This is a genomic window from Enterobacter cloacae complex sp. 2022EL-00788, assembly GCF_026627565.1.
GTDB classification, from domain to species: domain Bacteria; phylum Pseudomonadota; class Gammaproteobacteria; order Enterobacterales; family Enterobacteriaceae; genus Enterobacter; species Enterobacter pasteurii.
This window is the reverse complement of the sequence record NZ_JAPNMC010000024.1, coordinates 1-19,622: the sequence shown is the minus strand read 5'-3', so window position 1 is coordinate 19,622 and position 19,622 is coordinate 1. Positions and strand designations below refer to the sequence as shown.

Here is a 19,622-nt window from a genome sequence, read left to right as displayed (position 1 = left end):
GGTTACTCCTTTTCCTGCTGTTCAGGCTTCAACGTGCGAATCAGCCAGATTAGCAAACCGATAATGAAAAATGCGCTTGGGGCCAGCAGGAACAGGCCGTTCGGCAGATACCAGCCGCCGTTCTGTACCGTGTCCAGCACCGTAATGCCAAACAGCTTGCCGCTGCCAATAAGCTCGCGCAGGAAACCAACCGTCAGCAGGATCACGCCGTAACCCAGGCCGTTGCCGATGCCGTCCATAAAACTCGCCAGCGGCGGCATTTTCATGGCGTAGGCTTCTGCACGCCCCATCACGATGCAGTTGGTGATAATCAGGCCGACAAACACCGAAAGCTGCTTCGAGGTTTCATAAGCAAAGGCCCGCAGCAGCTGATCGACCACGATCACCAGCGAGGCGATGATCGCCATCTGCACGATGATCCTCACGCTGTTGGGAATGTGGTGGCGGATCATTGAGATAAACATGCTGGAGAATGCCGTCACCAGCGTTACCGCCAGCGTCATCACCACCGCCGTTTCCAGCTTGGTCGTTACCGCCAGGGCGGAGCACACGCCCAGCACCTGGAGCGTTATGGGGTTATTGGCTAAGAGTGGGCCAATCAGCACCTTTTTAACTTCTTTCAGTTCACCCGTATCAGCCATTGTTTAACGCTCCTTCACGTACATTTTTCAGGAAGGGACCAAAGCCCAGTTCACCCATCCAGAAATCAAAACTGTGCTGCACGCCGTTTGAGGTGAGCGTGGCGCCGGAAAGACCGTCGACGGCAAATTCATCACCGGGACGCGCGCCCCCTTTCACCACCTTCAGCGCAGGCTGACCGTTGTCATCGAGCACTTTTTTACCGACAAACTGGGCACGCCAGTTAGGGTTCTCAACTTCACCACCCAGCCCCGGCGTTTCGCCCTGATCGTAATAGGTGATGCCTTTGACCGTGCGGCCATCGGTATCCAGTGCCACAAAAGCGTACATCATTGACCACAACCCGTTGCCGTAGATGGGCAAAACCACTTCCTGCACGCGTTTTTGCTCGTCACGCACCAGGTAGATCTCCGCGATGTTGCTGCGGCGCTTAATTCCTGCCGGATCCTGCGAGGCGTCAAGCATGGTGCTCATCTGCGGATCTTTTAGCGCCAGCGCCTGGTTATATTTCGCCGGGTCTTTATCCATCAGCTCACCGGTTTTCAAATCCACCAGCCGCGCGGTAATGCGTTCGGCAAACACGGCCGCGACGTCATCCTTCGTCATACCGTCCTGCATCAGCCCGGCCACGGCCAGGATGTTGCGCTGTTTATCCAGCGCACGTTGCTCCTGCTGTAGCGGTTTTAACCCTACGGCAGAACCGGCCACGATGACGGAACAGACCAGGCACAGTACCAGCACCACCAGCAGCGTTTTGCTGATGCTGTCGTTATTTTTGATCTCAGCCACGCGCCTTCCTCCGCTTAATGTTGGCGCGCACGACCAGATAGTCGAACAGCGGCGCAAACAGATTGGCAAACAGAATGGCCAACATCATCCCTTCCGGATAGGCCGGGTTGACCACGCGAATCAGTACACACATCACCCCAATGAGCGCCCCATACCACCATTTCCCCCTGTCGGTAAACGAGGCAGAGACGGGATCGGTGGCCATAAACATCATGCCGAACGCAAAGCCCCCCAGCACAAGGTGCCAGTACCACGGCATGGAGAACATCGGGTTAGTTTCTGAACCAATAAGATTGAACAGCGTGGCGGTGAGCACCATCCCAAGCATGACGCCAGCGACGATGCGCCAGGACGCCACGCGGCCAAAGAGGATGATGGCCCCGCCGATCAGGATCATCAGGGTAGACACTTCACCAATGGAGCCCGGGATGTTGCCAAGAAACGCGTCGAACCAGGTCACAGGCTGGCCGGTGGCATTGTTGATCAGCGTTTCGCCGCCGCCTGCCGCCCACTGTGAAAGTGGCGTTGCGCCCGAGAACCCGTCTGCCGCCGTCCATACCAGGTCGCCAGAGATTTGCGCCGGGTATGCAAAGAACAGGAACGCGCGCCCCGCCAGCGCGGGGTTAAGGAAGTTACGTCCGGTTCCGCCGAAGATCTCTTTGGCAATGACCACGCCAAAGCTAATCCCCATCGCCGCCTGCCAGAGCGGCAGCGTTGGCGGAACAATCAGCGCAAACAGAATAGAGGTGACGAAGAAGCCCTCGTTGATCTCGTGTTTGCGGATGATGGCGAACAGCACTTCCCAGAAACCGCCCACGATAAAGACGGTCATATAGATTGGCAGGAAGAAGACGGCGCCCAGCGTCATCATGCTGATCCAGCCGGCATCTGCCGCAAAGCTCACGCCCAGCGTCTGCGCCAGACGATAGTGCCAGTCAGACTGGATCACCTGCGCCAGCTGCTCTGCATCGTACATGTGATGCAGCGCCGGAATAGTCTGCAACCCGACGTTGTACATGCCCCAGAACATCGCCGGGAAGACCGCGAACCAGACCAGAATCATCATGCGCTTCAGGTCGATGGCATCGCGAACGTGCGCCGCGCCTTTCGTCACCAGACCCGGCGTGTAGAAAATGGTCGATGTCGCTTCATACAGCGGGTAGTACTTCTTCAGTTTACCCTCGGTAAAATGCGGCTCTATTTTTTCAAAGAGGTGTTTTAATCCCATGATTATCCTTCCTGCTCAATGCGGGTTAACACCTCGCGCAATACGGGTCCATATTCGTATTTACCCGGACACACATAGGTACACAGCGCCAGATCTTCTTCGTCCAGCTCAAGACAACCCAGCGCCTGCGCGCTGTCGGTATCGCCGGCAAGGAGATCGCGCAGCAGCACGGTTGGCAGAATATCCAGCGGCATCACGCGCTCGTAGTTGCCAATCGGAACCATGGCGCGCTCACCGCCGTTTGTGCTGGTGGAGAAATTAAACAGCTTATGACGCAGGAAGTGGCCGAGCGTGGTGCGGGTCACGGAGTATTTTTCTGCGCCCGGCAGCACCCAGCCAAACAGCTCTTTCTCGCGCCCTTCCAGCACCACGCTTACCTGAAGATGGAAACGTCCCAGCCAGGCCATCGTGCCTGTTGCGTGTCTGCCGCTCAGCACCGAGCCGGAGATAATGCGGTTTTCACCCTCTTTTGTTTCGCCAGCCAGCAGCGCAGTAATGTCCGCCCCAAGCAGAGTGCGAACCAGACGCGGTTGGGTTGCCTGAGGGCCGCCAATAGCGACAATGCGTTCTGCATGCAGTTCACCCGTGGTGAACAGCTTACCGAAAGCAATCACGTCCTGATAATTGAGGTGCCAGACCAGTTTCGTCAGGCTCACCGGCTCCAGGAAGTGGATATGCGTGCCCACCAGTCCCGCCGGATGCGGCCCGGCAAATTCATTAAAGGCGACCTGCCCTTGCGGGTGCCCGCCCAGCTTACCGCCGCTGGCCTGGCAGACATGCACTTTACCCGGCGTCAGGCGCGTTAAAACGGTGAGCCCGGCATCAAAAGCTTTTCGTTCGGCCAGAATGAGAGGCTGCGGGTCCGCGCTGAGCGGATTGGTGTCGATGGCCGTCACGAAAATAGCCGCCGGCACGGTGCCGGGCACGGGAGTTTTGCTGAAGGGACGCGTACGAAACGCCGTCCACAGCCCCGACTCCAGCAGTTGAGCCTGCACCGCTTCGCGGCTGAGGGTAGCGAGATCGGCCTCGTCGTAATGCGCAAATTCGCGTTTCTCGTCACCTTCAATTTGAATAACAACCGATTGCAGGACGCGGCGCTCACCGCGATGGATGGCAACGACGGTGCCGCTGGCAGGGGCTGTAAACATGACGCCGGGATTTTTTTTATCCTCGAATAGCGCCTGTCCTTTTATTACGCGATCGCCTTCCTGCACCAGCATCGCCGGGCGCATCCCCACGTAGTCATCACCCAAAATAGCGACGTGGTGAATGCTGGCGCCCGGCATTACGTGCTGTTCAGGCACGCCAGAGATGGGCAGATCGAGTCCTTTTCTGATTCTAAACATGTGGTTAGCAGGTATCCATGAACAACAATCCAGAGTGGCCGGAGTGTACCATTTTGGGCCCCTGCAAGGGCAGTAAATCCGCCGTCCGGCGCGCCGAATTGCGAACTAATGCGCAAAGTTCCTGGAGTCAGGTCAAGGTGAATGGGTTATAAGGTAAAACTAATTTGTAAACTCAAAGGTTGGCTCTTGCGAAAATCTCCATCGGTGCTAATGTGAGCGCTCCTGTCCAGATTAGTCTGATTTCGGGTGTCTTTTGCCGTTCTGGCAAGTTGGTCATTGTTTTATCAAGGAACCAGTAGTATGCGTAAAATCGCATTGTTCATTGCGATGCTTCTGATACCGTGCATGTCGTTTGCCGGGCTGCTTGGCAGCAATAGTTCAACGACGCCGGTCAGCAAAGAGTATAAACAGCAGTTGATGGGATCCCCGGTTTATATTCAAATCTTCAAGGAAGAGCGCACACTCGAGCTGTTTGTCAAAATGGGCGAGACGTATCAGCTGCTCGATAGCTACAAAATCTGTAACTACTCTGGCGGGCTGGGGCCAAAACAGCGTCAGGGCGACTTCAAAAGTCCGGAAGGGTTTTACAACGTTCAGCGTAACCAGCTAAAACCGGACAGCCGCTTCTATAAAGCGATTAACATTGGCTTCCCCAATGCCTTTGACCGTGCTCACGGTTACGAAGGTAAATACCTGATGATCCACGGTGCCTGCGTGTCTGTCGGCTGTTATGCGATGACGGATTCCGGCATTGATGAGATTTTCCAGTTTGTCACGGGCGCGCTGGTCTTCGGCCAGCCGAATGTTCAGGTCAGCATCTACCCGTTCCGTATGACGGATGCGAACATGGCGCGCCATAAATACTCGGTTTACAAGGATTTCTGGCAACAGCTAAAACCGGGCTATGACTACTTCGAGCAGACCCACAAGCCGCCGGTGGTATCCATCGTCAATGGCCGTTACGTGGTGAGTAAGCCGCTTAGCCATGAAGTGGTCCAGCCGCAGCTGGCGTCAAATTACGCGGTCCCCGAGGCAAAATAGCACCCACTCGCCTGGCATGATCTTTTGCCAGGTTTCGTTGCCCGTCAGCGGCTGCGTTGCAATGACGGTGACCACATCGTTCGGCGTGGTCTCCTTCTGAAAATCAATTTCCACATCCTGATCGAGCAACGTGGCGACGCCAAACGGTGCGCGACGGGTGATCCAGAACAGGTTGGTGGAACAAAACGCCATTACATAGCGCCCGTCAGACAGCAGCATATTGAAGACGCCCTTCTCGCGTAGCTCAGACGCCAGTGACGCAATGTATTTAAAAACGGCGGTCATGTTGCCGGGCGTGCGGGGATAACGCTCGGTCAGCTTGTGCAGCAGCCAGCAAAACGCTTTTTCACTGTCGGTTTCGCCAACAGGTCGAAAATTGCCGGTTTCCAGCGATTTATAGCCCGTAAGCTGTCCGTTATGCGCATAGGTCCAGTTACGGCCCCATAGCTCGCGGGTAAACGGATGGGTATTTTCCAGCGCGACTTCCCCACGGTTTGCCTGCCGAATGTGGGCAATTACCGAACAGGATTTTATGGGGTAGTCCTGCACCAGTTTAGCAATGGGTGAGTTAAAGCTGGGTTGTGGATCTTTGAACGTGCGACAGCCTTTGCCCTCGTAGAAGGTGATGCCCCAGCCGTCTTTATGCGGCCCGGTTCCCCCACCGCGCTGAACCAGCCCGGTGAAGCTAAAGCAAATATCGGTTGGCACATTGGCGCTCATCCCGAGCAGTTCGCACATATCTCTCCTCCACAACAGCGGGGGGCACCGGTGCCCCCCAGCGAAGTCTTACTTAACCATCTCTTTTTCGATCAGCTGGATCAGGATGTGGATCACTTTGATGTGAATTTCCTGAACGCGGTCAGCATAACCAAAATGCGGAACACGGATTTCAATGTCCGCCGTACCGTCCATCTTACCGCCATCTTTACCGGTCAGGGTGATCACTTTCATCCCTTTTTCACGCGCTGCCGCAATGGCTTTGATCACGTTCGCAGAGTTACCGGACGTCGAAATACCCAGCAGCACGTCACCTTCACGGCCTACCGCCTCAACGTAGCGGGAAAAGATGTGGTCGTAACCGAAGTCGTTGCCAACGCAGGAGATGTGGCTTACGTCAGAAATCGCAATCGCCGGGTAGCCTGGGCGGTTTTCACGATAGCGTCCGGTCAGCTCTTCTGCGAAGTGCATGGCGTCGCAGTGGGAACCGCCGTTACCGCAGGAGAGCACTTTACCACCGGCTTTAAAGCTGTCGGCCAGCAGGACCGCCGCGCGCTGAATAGCGTGAATGTTGGCATCATCTTTCAGAAAGTTCGCCAGCGTTTCCGCCGCTTCGTTCAGTTCGTTACGAATAAGATCCTGGTACATGAGGATAATCCTTCAGTATTGATGAAATAACACAGTGGAGTGTACCGGATAGCGGTAAAAGCGAGAAGCTAAAGCCATGCGAATCGTCCGGCGTTTTGCTTTTTTGTGCCGGCTAAAACGCGAACAATGTGAACCAGGTTGTAATTATTTTGTAAACACATTGCTAAAGGAAATGACATCAACTACAACCATATCATCACAAGTGGTCAGACCTCCTACAAGCAAGGGAGCTTTTCTTTATGATGATTTTGAGCATTCTCGCAACCGTTATTCTGCTCGGCGTGTTGTTCTATCACCGCGTCAGCTTATTACTGAGTAGCCTTATTCTTCTGGCCTGGACGGCCGCGCTTGGCGTCGCTGGCCTGTGGAACATCTGGGTCCTCGTCCCGCTGGCCATTATTTTGCTGCCGTTCAACCTGACGCCGATGCGTAAGTCGATGATCTCCGCGCCGGTCTTTAAGGGCTTCCGTAAAGTGATGCCGCCGATGTCCCGTACGGAGAAAGAGGCGATTGATGCCGGTACCACCTGGTGGGAAGGCGATCTGTTCCAGGGCAACCCGGACTGGAAAAAGCTGCACAACTATCCGCAGCCGCGCCTGACTGCCGAAGAGCAGGCATTTATTGACGGTCCGGTAGAAGAAGCGTGCCGCATGGCGAACGACTTTGCTATTACCCATGAAATGGCCGACCTGCCGCCGGAGCTGTGGGCATACCTGAAAGAGCATCGCTTCTTCGCGATGATCATTAAGAAAGAGTACGGCGGTCTTGAATTCTCCGCTTACGCTCAGGCCCGCGTGCTGCAAAAACTGGCGGGTGTTTCCGGGATCCTGGCGATTACCGTCGGCGTGCCGAACTCCTTAGGCCCGGGCGAACTGCTGCAGCACTACGGAACGGAAGAGCAGAAAGATCACTACCTGCCGCGTCTGGCGCGCGGTCAGGAAATTCCATGCTTCGCGCTGACCAGCCCGGAAGCGGGCTCCGATGCGGGCGCGATCCCGGATACCGGCGTGGTCTGCATGGGCGAGTGGCAGGGCCAGCAGGTGCTGGGCATGCGCCTGACCTGGAACAAGCGTTATATCACTCTGGCGCCTATAGCCACCGTGCTGGGTCTGGCATTTAAGCTCTCCGACCCGGAAAAACTGCTGGGCGGTGAAGAAGATCTGGGCATCACCTGTGCGCTGATCCCAACCTCTACCCCGGGCGTGGAAATTGGTCGTCGCCACTTCCCGCTGAACGTGCCGTTCCAGAACGGTCCAACCCGCGGTCAGGATATCTTTGTGCCGATTGACTACATCATCGGTGGTCCGAAGATGGCCGGTCAGGGCTGGCGCATGCTGGTGGAATGTCTGTCGGTGGGCCGTGGCATTACCCTGCCGTCGAACTCAACCGGCGGGCTGAAATCGGTGGCGATGGGGATTGGTGCTTACGCCCATATCCGCCGTCAGTTCAAAATCTCCATCGGCAAGATGGAAGGTATTGAAGAGCCGCTGGCGCGTATCGCGGGTAACGCTTACGTGATGGATGCCGCAGCCTCGCTCATCACATACGGCATTATGCTGGGTGAAAAACCGGCCGTGCTGTCCGCTATCGTGAAGTATCACTGTACCCACCGCGCGCAGCAGTCGATCATTGACGCAATGGATATCGCAGGCGGTAAAGGCATTATGCTCGGCGAAGGCAACTTCCTGGCGCGCGGCTATCAGGGCGCTCCGATTGCCATCACCGTTGAAGGGGCAAACATCCTGACCCGCAGCATGATGATCTTCGGTCAGGGCGCAATTCGCTGCCATCCGTACGTGCTGGAAGAGATGGCCGCCGCGCAGAATAACGACGTGGATGCCTTTGACAAGCTGCTGTTCAAACATATCGGTCACGTGGGCAGCAATGAAGTGCGCAGCTTCTGGCTCGGCCTGACGCGCGGCCTCACCAGCGCGACGCCGACCAGCGATGCGACTAAACGTTATTACCAGCACCTGAACCGCCTGAGCGCAAACCTGGCCCTGCTGTCTGACGTCTCGATGGCCGTTCTTGGCGGAAGCCTGAAGCGTCGTGAGCGCATCTCTGCCCGTCTGGGCGACGTGCTGAGCCAGATCTTCCTGGCCTCTGCGGTTCTGAAACGCTACGACGACGAAGGCCGTCTGGAAGCGGATCTGCCGCTGGTGCACTGGGGTGTACAGGATGCGCTGTATCAGGCAGAACAGGCTATTGACGATCTGCTGGCGAACTTCCCGAACCGCTTTGTGGCAGGAGCCCTGCGCGTGGCGATCTTCCCGACCGGTCGTCATTACCTGGCGCCGTCTGACAAGCTGGATCATAAAGTGGCGAAGATCCTCCAGGTTCCGAGCGCAACCCGCTCCCGTATTGGCCGCGGCCAGTATCTGGCCCCTACCCCGCATAACCCTGTCGGCCTGCTGGAAGAGGCGCTGCTGGACGTGATGGCCGCCGACCCGATTCACCAGAAGATCTGCAAACAGCTGGGTAAAAACCTGCCGTTCACCCGCCTGGACGAGCTGGCAAAACAGGCCCTGGCGGGCGGCATCATCGACAACAGCGAAGCCGCACTCCTGGTGAAAGCCGAAGAGAGCCGTCTGCGCAGTATTAACGTGGATGATTTCGAACCGGAAGAGCTGGCGACACAGCCGGTAAAGCTGCCGGAGAAGCACCGCAAACCTGAAGCCGCATAAGACGTTCAGCGTCCATCAACCCCGCTCCGTGCGGGGTTTTTTATTGCCACATTTTCTCGTAATGACGTGCTACAGTGTCAAAAAGCGATCTTTTAAGGAGTCGGTATCGTGCCTGGTTTGAAGATTTCTGTTTTGCAGCAGCCTTTAGTTTGGATGGACGGTCCAGCCAACCTTCGCCATTTCGATCGCCAGTTCGAAGAGATTACCGGTCGCGATGTGATTGTCCTGCCGGAGATGTTCACCACGGGTTTTGCGATGGAGGCTGCAAAACAGTCGATGCCGCAGGACGAGGTTGTAGCCTGGATGCACGCCAAAGCGCAGGAGACAAACGCGCTGATTGCCGGTAGCGTCGCCCTCCAGTCCGAACGCGGGCCGGTTAACCGCTTCCTGCTGGTCGAGCCAGAGGGAAAGGTGCATTTCTACGATAAGCGCCACCTGTTCCGCATGGCGGATGAGCATCAACATTATGTAGCCGGCAACGAACGCGTGGTGTTTGAATGGCGCGGCTGGCGTATTTTGCCGCTGGTCTGTTATGACCTGCGCTTTCCCGTCTGGTCCCGCAACCGCAACGATTACGACCTGGCGCTGTATGTCGCCAACTGGCCTGCGCCACGTTCACTTCACTGGCAGGCGTTATTAACGGCGCGGGCAATTGAAAACCAGGCTTATATTGTGGGATGTAACCGCGTAGGCACGGATGGTAACGGACACCATTATCGCGGCGACAGCCGGGTAATAAGCCCGCAGGGAGAAATTATTGCTACAGCCGAGCCGCATCAGGCCACGCGAATTGACGCCGAGCTTTCGTTAACTGCGCTAACGGAATATCGCGAGAAGTTTCCGGCCTGGCAGGATGCCGATCCATTCACGATCGGATAAGTACAATTCCCGACGTTACGCTGGCATGTTGTCTCGCGTAACGTCCGGGAAAAGCAGAAAAGAAAAAGGCCCACGTTACAAGTAACGTGGGCCTGAATAGTGGCGGAACGGACGGGACTCGAACCCGCGACCCCCTGCGTGACAGGCAGGTATTCTAACCGACTGAACTACCGCTCCACTGTTCCCGTGTGGGGAACGAGGCGAATATTACGGTTTGCCTCTGAACTCGTCAACGCTTTTTCTTAACTTTTGAATCGTTTGCTGCAAAAATCACCCAAACGATGAATTAACAAACGTTTCGGCACCTTTTCAGGCGCGCCACAGACAGCTCCCGCCCTTCTTCTGCACCAAATCAAGACGAGACTCGTGATTCATCAACTCTTCATCACTGGCTAAAACGACCCGTAAGCGGTTAGCCTGACGCACAATGCGCTGAATGCCGCCTTCGTCACGCGCCTGCTGAGATTCGTTTTCCATGCTGAATTTCATCGACGTCTGACCGCCGGTCATGGTCAGGTAAACATCGGCCAGGATCTGGGCATCGAGCAATGCGCCGTGCAGCGTTCGCTTGGTGTTGTCTATCTCATAGCGCGAACACAGGGCATCAAGGCTGTTACGCTTGCCGGGGAACATCTTCCTTGCCAGCGCCAGGCTATCGGTGACTTTACAGAACGTATTGGTCTTTGGAATATCACGGTTCAGCTTGCTGAACTCATAGTCCATAAAGCCGATATCGAACGACGCGTTATGAATGACAAGCTCCGCGCCTCTGATGTAGTCGAGAAATTCATCCGCGACGTCGGCAAAGGTTGGCTTATCGAGCAAAAACTCATCGGCAATACCGTGCACGCCGAACGCTTCGGGGTCCACCAGCCGATCGGGTTTCAGGTAAACGTGGAAGTTATTGCCCGTCAGACGGCGGTTCACCACTTCAACGGCACCAATCTCAATGATCTTGTGCCCTTCATAGTGTGCGCCAATCTGGTTCATACCGGTGGTTTCGGTATCGAGAACGATCTGGCGAGTAATTGCAGTGCTCATAGCGGTCATTTATGTCAGACTTATCGTTTTACTGAACGTTTCAAATACAGGAAGTCTACCAGAGATGCGTAAACAGGTAGAAATTTTCACCGATGGATCTTGTCTCGGTAACCCAGGGCCGGGCGGCTATGGCGCCATTATGCGCTACCGTCAGCATGAAAAAACTTTTAGTGAAGGCTATTTTCTCACCACCAACAACCGCATGGAGCTGATGGCGGCCATCGTGGCGCTGGAAGCCTTAAAAGAACATTGCGACGTGGTGCTGAGTACCGACAGCCAGTATGTCCGCCAGGGCATTACCCAGTGGATCCACAACTGGAAAAAACGCGGCTGGAAAACGGCAGATAAAAAGCCGGTTAAGAATGTCGATCTCTGGAAGCGCCTTGATGCCGCCCTGGGCCAGCACGAGATCAAATGGGAGTGGGTAAAGGGGCACGCCGGGCATCCCGAGAACGAACGCTGTGACGAGCTGGCTCGCGCGGCGGCATCAAACCCGACCCATGAGGACGCAGGTTATCAACCTGAATCCTGATCACGGTTTTTTGTACTGCCGCGTGGCCCCCACGGCCTGGCGGATCCGGGTTTTCGATTTGCTTTGCTTCATTGGGTTAAGCGTAAGGGGGATTGTCCTCTTACGTGCCACAATAAATTGCATGCAGCCCAGCGCGGGTAAATGGGTGCTGAGTAAAACGCCGCCTTTTCGCGTCCAGGGTATGACCTGAAAACCACCGTAGCTCAGCACCTCAAAGTTCAGCAGTGAAAGCCAGTCCAGCTGGCGCATCATGGTAAACATCCGGCTGTTATACGGCGGCCTGCGGCGCAGCACGGGCGTCAGTTTGCGTAGCCCCATCAGACTCAGCGGATTAAAACCGCTCAGGATCAGCCAGCCGTCGTCAATCAAAACGCGGTCAGCCTCCCTCAGCAGTCGATGAGGATCGCTGCACCAGGGCAGAGTGTGGGCGAGCAGACAGGCATCAATGGATTTTTCAGCAAACGGTAAATGCAGTGGATTCGCTTTAACCTGCACCGGGGAGCCACTCAGCGACACGTTAACCTGATGCGAGATAGCGCAGCTTTCGGTATTGATTTCCGCGCTGAGATTGCCAATCTTAAGCAGGTGAAAACCATACATTTTCGCGAGCCAGGGTTTAAGCTGTTGTTCTAGCGCCTCGCGATAGTATTCACCCCAGGGCAACTCTGCCCAACGTTCCGGTGGTGCGACAGTCTGAGGTATCCTTGCCGGTTTCATCAAAACACCCGCCACGCAATAAGAGGTAATGCATGAATCTTATCAGTATTTCCGCCTTTCAGGACAATTACATCTGGGTTTTAGTCGACGACGATCGCAGATGCATCATTGTTGATCCAGGCGAATCCGCACCGATCCTGCACGCTATAAAAGAAAACGGCTGGCAACCGGAAGCGATTCTTCTCACCCATCACCATAACGATCACGTGGGCGGTGTTCCCGATCTGCTTGCTCGCTTTCCACATCTTGCCGTATACGGGCCGGCAGAGACACAGGATAAGGGTACAACGCAAGTAGTCGAAGAAGGCGAAAGTGTCCTCATTCTCGGGTGGGAGTTTTCCGTATTTGCCACACCAGGTCACACTTCTGGACATCTCTGTTTCTACAGTAAACCTTATCTGTTTTGCGGTGACACGCTGTTTTCCGGCGGCTGCGGAAGGCTTTTTGAAGGCACTCCAGAACAAATGTATCAATCTTTACAAAAAATTAATGCACTGCCTGCTGATACCGTCATTTGTTGCGCACATGAGTATACATTAGGAAATATGAAGTTTGCCGTGAGCATCTTACCTGAGGATCGCATGATTCAGGATTATTACCTGAAAGTGAAGGAGTTACGTGCAAAAAACCAAAGCACACTACCCGTAATTCTGAAAAATGAGCGGCAAATAAATTTATTTTTAAGAACTGATGATGTTGATTTAATTAATAAAATTAACCAAGAAACAAATTTGTTACAACCAGAAGCGCGTTTTGCATGGTTAAGGTCAAAGAAAGATAACTTCAGATAATTGCGGGTTGCCTTTTCAAAATTTCGCCGTTATCATCGCTCGTCTTTTAAGCAACTATTGACACACACATGAAGGCAAAAGCGATATTACTCGCCTCTGTCCTGCTTGTAGGTTGCCAGTCACAAAACGGCAGCAACGTACAACAGCACGCACAGAGCCTTTCTGCAGCTGGTCAAGGGGAAGCAGGGAAGTTTACGAGTCAGGCGCGATGGTTGGACGATGGGACAACTTTCGCGCAGGAACAAGACTTGTGGGCCTCCATTGGCGACGAGCTAAAGATGGGAATTCCGGAAAACAGCCGGATTCGCGAACAGAAACAGAAGTATTTAAGAAATAAGAGCTATCTCCACGATGTAACATTACGGGCAGAGCCGTATATGTACTGGATAGCCGGGCAAGTTAAGAAACGTAACATGCCTATGGAACTGGTACTACTACCCATAGTGGAGAGCGCTTTTGACCCGCACGCGACGTCTGGCGCCAATGCAGCTGGCATTTGGCAGATCATTCCGAGCACAGGGCGCAATTATGGTTTAAAGCAGACCCGCAACTACGATGCGCGTCGTGATGTTGTCGCTTCAACGACAGCCGCTCTCGACATGATGCAACGTCTGAACAAGATGTTTGATGGCGACTGGTTATTAACTGTCGCAGCGTATAATAGTGGTGAAGGTCGCGTACTGAAGGCAATGAAAGCGAATAAAGCGCGTGGTAAATCCACAGACTTCTGGTCGCTCTCACTGCCACGGGAAACAAAGATTTACGTACCGAAAATGCTGGCATTGAGCGACATTCTCAAGAACAGCAAACGTTACGGTGTACAACTGCCAACACCAGACGAAAGTCGTGCACTGGCGCGTGTCCGCCTCAGCAGCCCGGTTGATATTCAACAGGTTGCCGATATGACGGGTATGTCGGTAAGTAAGCTTAAAACCTTTAATGCAGGCGTTAAAGGCTCTACGCTGGGCGCAAGTGGCCCACGCTATGTGATGGTTCCGCAGAAACATGCAGAGCAGTTACGTGAGTCTTTAGCTTCGGGTGAAATTGCAGCCGTTCAGTCCACGCTGATCGCTGACACGTCGCCGGTAAGCAGCCGCAGCTATAAGGTTCGGTCAGGCGATACGCTTTCAGGGATTGCTTCACGTCTTGGCGTGAATACGAAAGATCTGCAGCAGTGGAATAATTTGCGCGGGTCCGGTCTGAAAGTGGGTCAAACGCTGACCGTAGGTGCAGGTACCAGCGCACAGCGTCTCGCTAAAAACAGCGATAGCATTACCTATCGCGTGCGTAAAGGCGACTCGCTGTCCAGTATCGCTAAACGTCACGGCGTAAACATCAAAGATGTGATGCGCTGGAACAACGGTACTGACAACCTGCAGCCTGGCGACCAGCTGACGCTGTTTGTGAAAAACAGCGCCACGCCAGATTCCTGACAGTACGATAATCAGATAAAAGGCACCGATTCCCCTCGGTGCCTTTTTTGTTTATCCCGCCTTTTGCGCCTCGGCCATAATGGTGTCGCTGGTGAACGAACCATCATCCTTCAGCTCAAAATATGCTTTCACGTCAGCAGAAGCGCTCTCCTGATACAAACGGATCGCCTGACTCAGCGCTTCCGGTGTCCGCATGCGCGCGATCCACGAGCCATACTCCAGCGGCAAACGGTCTGTTACCAACGATCGTGAAAGTAAACCGGCTTCGGTAATGAACGTCAGCCACTCGCCGCTGGAGTAATTTTGCACGTGCGACGTATCGCGCAGCGCTTCAACCGTCTGGAGCCAGATGTTCCTTACCGGATGACCCGGCGACATTACGTCCATGATAATGAAAATCCCGCCCGGCTTGAGCACCCGCTTCACTTCCCGCAACGCCTGGCCGACATCATGCCAGTGGTGTGCAGAGTAACGGCTGATCGCAACCTCAAACGATGCATCCCCGAAGGGCAAAGATTCAGCATAGCCCTGCCGCGTCGTAACGTTATTCAGCCCTTTCGCTTTCGCCGCCTCAGCAACAACGTCCAGCATCTGGCTCGATAAGTCATAGGCCGTTACCCGCGCAACGTGCTGTGCGGCGGTAAAACTGGCGTGCCCCGCTCCGCAGCCTAAGTCCAGCACGTGCGCGTCAGGGAAAGCGGCGAGACGTTCGCCGAGGCGCAGCAGATCGCGGCCAGAAGCATGCACAGTGCTGCTCAGATACGCCTTTGCCTGAGAGCCGAACTGTTTTTCGACGTTGTCATGATGGGAGTGTGTTGTTGTCATTGTGCTGTCCTTTTGGGTTAAAAAAATTAAGGGCAGCACCCGCGCAGGTCTGCCCCACGGCAGACCTGACGCACCATTATTTATCAGGTTTGCCGGGACTGAATTCTACTAGTAGCGGATTATGATCGGAGGCACGCGTCACCAGAACGGACGCATCGTGTACGCTCAAACCACGATAGAAGACGAAATCAAGAGGACGGCCAAACGCTTTCTTGCGCTGGTCATCGCTAAAGCGCACTTCACGCAGCGACATTTCACGCGCAAAGCGGTACAGCGCGTTCATACGCGGCCTGCTCCAGGCATTGAAGTCACCGGCCATAATGATCGGCCCACTGTGATGCGCTATCTGATCGCCAATAGGAAGTAACTGCTTACTATACACATCAACACCCAGGCTGAAGTTCACCGCATGGATGTTAACCACCATCAGCAGACGGGTATCCGGCAGCGGATAGACCGTGACCAGCGCCGATTTTGCCAGGCGAAGGATGGGCTCACGCTCACGCAACGGGCAGCAGTAGACCGGATGCGCGGCTGAAAGGGTCATCACGCCAGAGGGATGCTGTGGAAGGACAAAAGCAGGCACCTGATCGGCTGCAAGATAGTTTGTTGTTGCAAACCTTACCAGTTCAGGCGTGGTTTGCGCCTCCTGCAACAAAACAAGATGCGCATCTTTGCCAAAATTCTTGAGTACGGATAACCACTCCGCGCGCTGTTGTTTGAAAATATTCCACACCAGCACGCGAATTTTATCGTCACTGCTTAAGGGTGTCCCCGCCGGCAATGCCTGGCCAAGGCTCGCAAACGACCCCGGAGGTAAGATCCTCTCCGCTGGCATTCCGGCAACATAACGCATGGCATAGGTATTTTTTCGCACTTTTGGAAACGACCTCTATAACTTGAACCAGCCCGGAAAACGGACTGGTTCTAATGTTATAGGGATTTTAGTTCATACTTTCAACGCAATTACTGAGAAACCGCTTTCCAGTTTTGTAAGCAAGCACTTACTGCCGCTTATCCAAGTGCAACCCGCGCGGGCTTATCAAGCCGTCCGCTCAAACCAATCAGCAGAAACGCCACAAGCACAATCACTGCGCCAATCCACGGCGTTTGGGTTAACCCGAAGTGCTGGACGGTCTGCCCACCAATTACCGATCCGAGCGCGATACCGATATTGAATGCGGCGATATTCAGGCCGGATGCGACATCCACCGCACCTGGCGTATAACGTTCGGCTTTCTGTACAACATACACCTGAAGCCCAGGCACGTTACCGAAAGCAAATATTCCCATCACCAGAACCGTGACCAGCGAGGCGTATTGCATCGATGCGGTGAACTGGAAAACCATCAGCAGGACAACCAGAGCCGCGAAAATAAACTTCAGCGCCGGTACCGCACCATGTTTATCCGCAAGCTTACCGCCCCATATATTGCCGATTGCAACGGAGATCCCGTAGCCCAATAAAATCCAGCTCACGGCGCCCGGCGAGAAACCGGCCAGTTCCTGCATCATCGGTGCAAGGAAGGTAAAAGCAGTGAACACGCCGCCATACCCCAGAGCCGTAATGGCGTAGATAAGCAGCAGACGCGGATGGGTAAGTACCTTAATCTGCCCGCTAAGGCTCGCGCTGGCGCGGCCCGGAATATTCGACGGTATCAGCAGCAGGCTGGCCACCAGAGCGATAACGCCCAGCAGCGATACGGCAAGGAAGGTTTCACGCCAGCCAAAATGTTGTCCGATAAACGTGCCTAACGGTACACCGGTGACCAGCGCGACGGTTAATCCACCAAACATAATGGCAATAGCGGACGCCGCCTTTTCTTTTGGTACCAGGCTGGTTGCAATAGTGGAACCGATTGAGAAGAAAACACCGTGCGCGAGGCCCGTCAGCAGGCGAGCAATGACCAGAGTGGTGTAGTCCGGCGCCTGCCACGCCAGAATATTTCCGGCGGTGAAAAGCACCATCAGGGCAACCAGCAGCTGCTTACGCGGAAAACGCCCCGTCAGCGCGGTCAGTACAGGCGCGCCGACAGCAACGCCTAACGCATAGATTGAAACCAGCAGCCCGGCAGAGGGCAATGAAATGGCAAGCTGATCGGCAATGGTAGGAACCAGTCCTACAATAACAAATTCGGTCGTGCCAATTGCAAAGGCACTGATCGTCAGGGCAAGTAGCGCCAGTGGCATAAAATACTCCGTCTCTTCAGGATTAAGATGACAGGCAGTATGCGCCAGTGTTTAAATAACAAAAATGGTTAGAATCTCAATAGAATTTTGCAGGTGATGCAATAATGAAAGCCACATCGGAAGAACTGACTATCTTCGTTGCCGTTGTTGAAAGCGGCAGCTTCAGCCGTGCGGCCGAACAGCTCGGGCAGGCAAACTCAGCCATTAGCCGCTCGGTGAAAAAGCTGGAGATGAAGCTCGGAGTGAGTCTGCTTAACAGAACAACGCGGCAGCTCAGCCTGACGGAAGAAGGTGAACGTTATTTTCGACGCGTGCAGTCCGTTTTGCAGGAGATGGCGGCGGCAGAAACGGAAATAATGGAATCGCGCAGCACCCCGCGCGGATTGCTGCGCATCGATGCGGCTACGCCGGTCGTGCTTCATTTTTTGATGCCGCTGATTAAGCCCTTCCGTGAGCGCTACCCGGAGATGACCCTGTCTCTGGTCTCCTCGGAAACGTTTATCAATCTTATTGAGCGTAAAGTGGATGTGGCGATCCGCGCCGGAACCCTGACGGATTCAAGCTTACGCGCTCGCCCTCTGTTCACCAGCTACCGCAAAATTATCGCGTCACCGCAATATATTGCAGAGCATGGTAACCCGGAGACGGTTGAGGAGTTAAGGCAGCATCTGTGTCTGGGCTTTACGGAACCCGTCTCGCTGAACACCTGGCCCGTGGCCTGCCATGATGGACAGCTTCATGAAATTACCTGCGGGATTTCGTCCAATAGCGGTGAAACGCTAAAGCAGCTGTGCCTTGAAGGAAACGGAATCGCGTGTTTATCAGACTATATGATTGAAAAGGAAATTGCCGATGGTCGGCTTGTTGAGCTGATGGCTGACAAACGCTTGCCCGTAGAGATGCCTTTCAGTGCCGTGTATTACAGCGACAGAGCGGTGAGCACGCGCATACGCGCCTTTATCGACTTTCTTAGTGAACATATAAAAACAGCTCCCGAAGGAGCTGTGTAAGGGTTGAGGGTACAGAGGGAGGGTTTTTATTAATCCCAGTCTGGCGCTAAACCTTCCGGGCTTACCAGACGATCGTTGCATTCCAGCGCGGCGATCGCTTTTTTATCTTCATCATCAAGCTGGAGATCCAGCGCCAGCAGGTTGCTTGCCAGGTTTTCACGTTTGGTTGACGACGGGATCACGGCATAGCCTTCGCCCATCGCCCATGCCAGGATAACCTGCGCTGCGGTCGCATTGTGTTTCTCAGCGATACGTGCAATTACTTCATCCTTCAGCGCTTTACCATAAGCCAGCGTCATATAAGAGGTGATGTGAATACCGTGCTGTTTTGCCCACTCCACTACGTTGCGGTTTTGCAGGTATGGTGAGAGTTCAATCTGGTTGGTGGCAATATTCTCTTTCCCCACTGCGGCAATCGCTTTTTCCATCAATGGGATAGTGAAGTTAGAAATACCTATTTCACGCGTTAAGCCCTGCTTCTTTGCTTCCAGCAGCGCCTGCATGAACTCTTCCACTGCGACTTCATCGTTAGGTGATGGCCAGTGGATCAGCGTCAGATCGACATAATCAGTACGCAGCTTTTTCAGGCTTTCTTTCAGGCTTGGGATCAGCTTGTCTTTGCTGAGATTCTCAATCCAGATTTTCGTTGTGATGAAAAGCTCGCTGCGCGGAACGCCGCTCTCTTCAATAGCCTGACCGACAGCAGCTTCGTTGTCATAAATTTGTGCCGTATCAACAGCGCGATAGCCCAGTTCAAGTGCGGTTTTAACAGAGCCGATAACAACGTCGTCTTTCAGACGGAAAGTGCCCAGACCCAGTGCAGGGATAGTCATATGATTCCTCAATCGTTATGTTCGTAAACTGAGGAGAATTATCGTTGACGTTGTTATGTGAAAAAAGATCGTAAAACGCAGAGGATTTTTGCTAATTTCGCAATAATTAGACGTCAGATAAGAAAAAAGCCCTGAGCGTTAGCTCAGGGCTTTTAATAAGTGGCGGAACGGACGGGACTCGAACCCGCGACCCCCTGCGTGACAGGCAGGTATTCTAACCGACTGAACTACCGCTCCACCGAATACTTCTGTAACCACCGGATTAATGCACCGGCTCAC

19 protein-coding genes and 2 tRNA genes are annotated in these 19,622 nt (G+C 54.2%); 7 read left to right on the top strand and 14 right to left on the bottom strand.

All coding sequences use genetic code 11. The features are described from left to right. Positions 1–2 precede the first annotated feature (2 nt). The 4 genes from OWK27_RS23445 to OWK27_RS23430 are packed head-to-tail and all read right to left on the bottom strand — an operon-like array spanning position 3 to position 4,002. Positions 3–641, bottom strand: coding sequence for an NADH:ubiquinone reductase (Na(+)-transporting) subunit D (locus OWK27_RS23445; protein ID WP_014882676.1), 639 nt, complete (start codon positions 639–641; stop codon positions 3–5). After that, positions 634–1,428 (bottom strand): Na(+)-translocating NADH-quinone reductase subunit C, encoded by a 795-nt coding sequence (locus tag OWK27_RS23440; RefSeq protein ID WP_148420208.1) that lies wholly within the window; start codon positions 1,426–1,428, stop codon positions 634–636. Before OWK27_RS23440 ends, OWK27_RS23445 begins: the two co-directional genes overlap by 8 nt. After that, entirely contained in the window at positions 1,421–2,656 is a 1,236-nt protein-coding gene (locus OWK27_RS23435; protein ID WP_148420207.1) for an NADH:ubiquinone reductase (Na(+)-transporting) subunit B, read from the bottom strand. Before OWK27_RS23435 ends, OWK27_RS23440 begins: the two co-directional genes overlap by 8 nt. Before the next feature lie 2 nt (positions 2,657–2,658). Beyond that, entirely contained in the window at positions 2,659–4,002 is a 1,344-nt protein-coding gene (locus OWK27_RS23430; protein WP_267591324.1) for a Na(+)-translocating NADH-quinone reductase subunit A, read from the bottom strand. Between the two features lie 300 nt (positions 4,003–4,302). Between OWK27_RS23430 and dpaA the strand changes: the two genes are divergently transcribed. Continuing rightward, the gene (gene dpaA, locus OWK27_RS23425) at positions 4,303–5,043 is read left to right on the top strand and encodes a peptidoglycan meso-diaminopimelic acid protein amidase (RefSeq protein WP_148420205.1); all 741 of its coding nucleotides are present in this window, start codon (positions 4,303–4,305) and stop codon (positions 5,041–5,043) included. Here dpaA and OWK27_RS23420 read toward each other — a convergent pair. Both OWK27_RS23420 and lpcA read right to left on the bottom strand, forming a co-directional pair. Beyond that, positions 5,014–5,781, bottom strand: coding sequence for a class II glutamine amidotransferase (locus OWK27_RS23420; protein WP_148420204.1), 768 nt, complete (start codon positions 5,779–5,781; stop codon positions 5,014–5,016). The genes dpaA and OWK27_RS23420 overlap by 30 nt on opposite strands. 48 nt (positions 5,782–5,829) lie before the next feature. Then, positions 5,830–6,408 carry a D-sedoheptulose 7-phosphate isomerase gene (gene lpcA / locus OWK27_RS23415; RefSeq protein WP_003863232.1) on the bottom strand — a complete coding sequence of 193 codons (579 nt, stop codon included), beginning with the start codon at positions 6,406–6,408 and terminating at the stop codon, positions 5,830–5,832. Between the two features lie 239 nt (positions 6,409–6,647). Between lpcA and fadE the strand changes: the two genes are divergently transcribed. Then, the gene (gene fadE / locus OWK27_RS23410) at positions 6,648–9,092 is read left to right on the top strand and encodes an acyl-CoA dehydrogenase FadE (RefSeq protein WP_267591323.1); all 2,445 of its coding nucleotides are present in this window, start codon (positions 6,648–6,650) and stop codon (positions 9,090–9,092) included. 108 nt (positions 9,093–9,200) lie between these two features. Beyond that, complete coding sequence (locus tag OWK27_RS23405; protein WP_267591322.1) at positions 9,201–9,971, top strand: amidohydrolase; 771 nt, start codon at positions 9,201–9,203, stop codon at positions 9,969–9,971. A gap of 100 nt (positions 9,972–10,071) precedes the next feature. On the opposite strand, the gene OWK27_RS23400 is transcribed toward OWK27_RS23405, so the two are convergent. Together OWK27_RS23400 and dnaQ are read right to left on the bottom strand one after the other, a co-directional pair. Beyond that, positions 10,072–10,148, bottom strand: a tRNA-Asp gene (locus tag OWK27_RS23400). Between the two features lie 132 nt (positions 10,149–10,280). Continuing rightward, complete coding sequence (gene dnaQ, locus OWK27_RS23395; RefSeq protein WP_209007151.1) at positions 10,281–11,012, bottom strand: DNA polymerase III subunit epsilon; 732 nt, start codon at positions 11,010–11,012, stop codon at positions 10,281–10,283. Between dnaQ and rnhA the strand changes: the two genes are divergently transcribed. Next, complete coding sequence (rnhA, locus tag OWK27_RS23390; protein WP_176608652.1) at positions 10,966–11,544, top strand: ribonuclease HI; 579 nt, start codon at positions 10,966–10,968, stop codon at positions 11,542–11,544. The two genes, dnaQ and rnhA, sit on opposite strands and share 47 nt — an antisense overlap. Here rnhA and OWK27_RS23385 read toward each other — a convergent pair whose 3' ends face one another. Next, a complete protein-coding gene (locus OWK27_RS23385) occupies positions 11,545–12,261 on the bottom strand; it encodes a class I SAM-dependent methyltransferase (protein ID WP_148420178.1) in 717 nt (238 codons plus the stop codon). Between the two features lie 32 nt (positions 12,262–12,293). Between OWK27_RS23385 and gloB the strand changes: the two genes are divergently transcribed. Next, positions 12,294–13,052, top strand: a complete 759-nt coding sequence (gloB, locus tag OWK27_RS23380) for a hydroxyacylglutathione hydrolase (RefSeq protein WP_267591321.1) — start codon at positions 12,294–12,296, stop codon at positions 13,050–13,052. 68 nt (positions 13,053–13,120) lie between these two features. Then, positions 13,121–14,485 (top strand): murein transglycosylase D, encoded by a 1,365-nt coding sequence (gene mltD / locus OWK27_RS23375; RefSeq protein ID WP_148420176.1) that lies wholly within the window; start codon positions 13,121–13,123, stop codon positions 14,483–14,485. A 51-nt stretch (positions 14,486–14,536) separates the two neighbouring features. Here mltD and OWK27_RS23370 read toward each other — a convergent pair whose 3' ends face one another. From OWK27_RS23370 to OWK27_RS23360, 3 genes are all read right to left on the bottom strand, one after another. Further along, on the bottom strand, positions 14,537–15,310 hold the full coding sequence (locus tag OWK27_RS23370) for a class I SAM-dependent methyltransferase (protein WP_267591320.1): 774 nt from the start codon (positions 15,308–15,310) through the stop codon (positions 14,537–14,539). Between the two features lie 76 nt (positions 15,311–15,386). Then, the gene (locus OWK27_RS23365) at positions 15,387–16,187 is read right to left on the bottom strand and encodes an endonuclease/exonuclease/phosphatase family protein (RefSeq protein WP_148420174.1); all 801 of its coding nucleotides are present in this window, start codon (positions 16,185–16,187) and stop codon (positions 15,387–15,389) included. 137 nt (positions 16,188–16,324) lie between these two features. Beyond that, the gene (locus OWK27_RS23360) at positions 16,325–17,500 is read right to left on the bottom strand and encodes an MFS transporter (RefSeq protein ID WP_267591319.1); all 1,176 of its coding nucleotides are present in this window, start codon (positions 17,498–17,500) and stop codon (positions 16,325–16,327) included. A gap of 104 nt (positions 17,501–17,604) precedes the next feature. Between OWK27_RS23360 and yafC the strand changes: the two genes are divergently transcribed. Next, positions 17,605–18,510: a DNA-binding transcriptional regulator YafC gene (gene yafC, locus OWK27_RS23355; protein WP_267591318.1), complete on the top strand. Its 906-nt coding sequence runs from the start codon at positions 17,605–17,607 to the stop codon at positions 18,508–18,510. Positions 18,511–18,539: 29 nt separating this feature from the next. Here yafC and dkgB read toward each other — a convergent pair whose 3' ends face one another. Further along, on the bottom strand, positions 18,540–19,343 hold the full coding sequence (gene dkgB / locus OWK27_RS23350; protein ID WP_267591317.1) for a 2,5-didehydrogluconate reductase DkgB: 804 nt from the start codon (positions 19,341–19,343) through the stop codon (positions 18,540–18,542). Positions 19,344–19,503: 160 nt separating this feature from the next. Further along, positions 19,504–19,580 (bottom strand) — tRNA-Asp (locus OWK27_RS23345). Between the last annotated feature and the right edge of the window lie 42 nt (positions 19,581–19,622).

What these genes read in the sequence shown, in the direction of transcription:
- OWK27_RS23445 (WP_014882676.1), bottom strand. Translation starts at nt 641, where the DNA reads ATGGCTGATACGGGTGAACTGAAAGAAGTTAAAAAGGTGCTGATTGGC.
- OWK27_RS23435 (WP_148420207.1), bottom strand. Translation starts at nt 2,656, where the DNA reads ATGGGATTAAAACACCTCTTTGAAAAAATAGAGCCGCATTTTACCGAG.
- OWK27_RS23430 (WP_267591324.1), bottom strand. Translation starts at nt 4,002, where the DNA reads ATGTTTAGAATCAGAAAAGGACTCGATCTGCCCATCTCTGGCGTGCCT.
- dpaA (WP_148420205.1), top strand. Translation starts at nt 4,303, where the DNA reads ATGCGTAAAATCGCATTGTTCATTGCGATGCTTCTGATACCGTGCATG.
- OWK27_RS23420 (WP_148420204.1), bottom strand. Translation starts at nt 5,781, where the DNA reads ATGTGCGAACTGCTCGGGATGAGCGCCAATGTGCCAACCGATATTTGC.
- lpcA (WP_003863232.1), bottom strand. Translation starts at nt 6,408, where the DNA reads ATGTACCAGGATCTTATTCGTAACGAACTGAACGAAGCGGCGGAAACG.
- fadE (WP_267591323.1), top strand. Translation starts at nt 6,648, where the DNA reads ATGATGATTTTGAGCATTCTCGCAACCGTTATTCTGCTCGGCGTGTTG.
- dnaQ (WP_209007151.1), bottom strand. Translation starts at nt 11,012, where the DNA reads ATGAGCACTGCAATTACTCGCCAGATCGTTCTCGATACCGAAACCACC.
- OWK27_RS23385 (WP_148420178.1), bottom strand. Translation starts at nt 12,261, where the DNA reads ATGAAACCGGCAAGGATACCTCAGACTGTCGCACCACCGGAACGTTGG.
- gloB (WP_267591321.1), top strand. Translation starts at nt 12,294, where the DNA reads ATGAATCTTATCAGTATTTCCGCCTTTCAGGACAATTACATCTGGGTT.
- mltD (WP_148420176.1), top strand. Translation starts at nt 13,121, where the DNA reads ATGAAGGCAAAAGCGATATTACTCGCCTCTGTCCTGCTTGTAGGTTGC.
- OWK27_RS23370 (WP_267591320.1), bottom strand. Translation starts at nt 15,310, where the DNA reads ATGACAACAACACACTCCCATCATGACAACGTCGAAAAACAGTTCGGC.
- OWK27_RS23360 (WP_267591319.1), bottom strand. Translation starts at nt 17,500, where the DNA reads ATGCCACTGGCGCTACTTGCCCTGACGATCAGTGCCTTTGCAATTGGC.
- yafC (WP_267591318.1), top strand. Translation starts at nt 17,605, where the DNA reads ATGAAAGCCACATCGGAAGAACTGACTATCTTCGTTGCCGTTGTTGAA.
- dkgB (WP_267591317.1), bottom strand. Translation starts at nt 19,343, where the DNA reads ATGACTATCCCTGCACTGGGTCTGGGCACTTTCCGTCTGAAAGACGAC.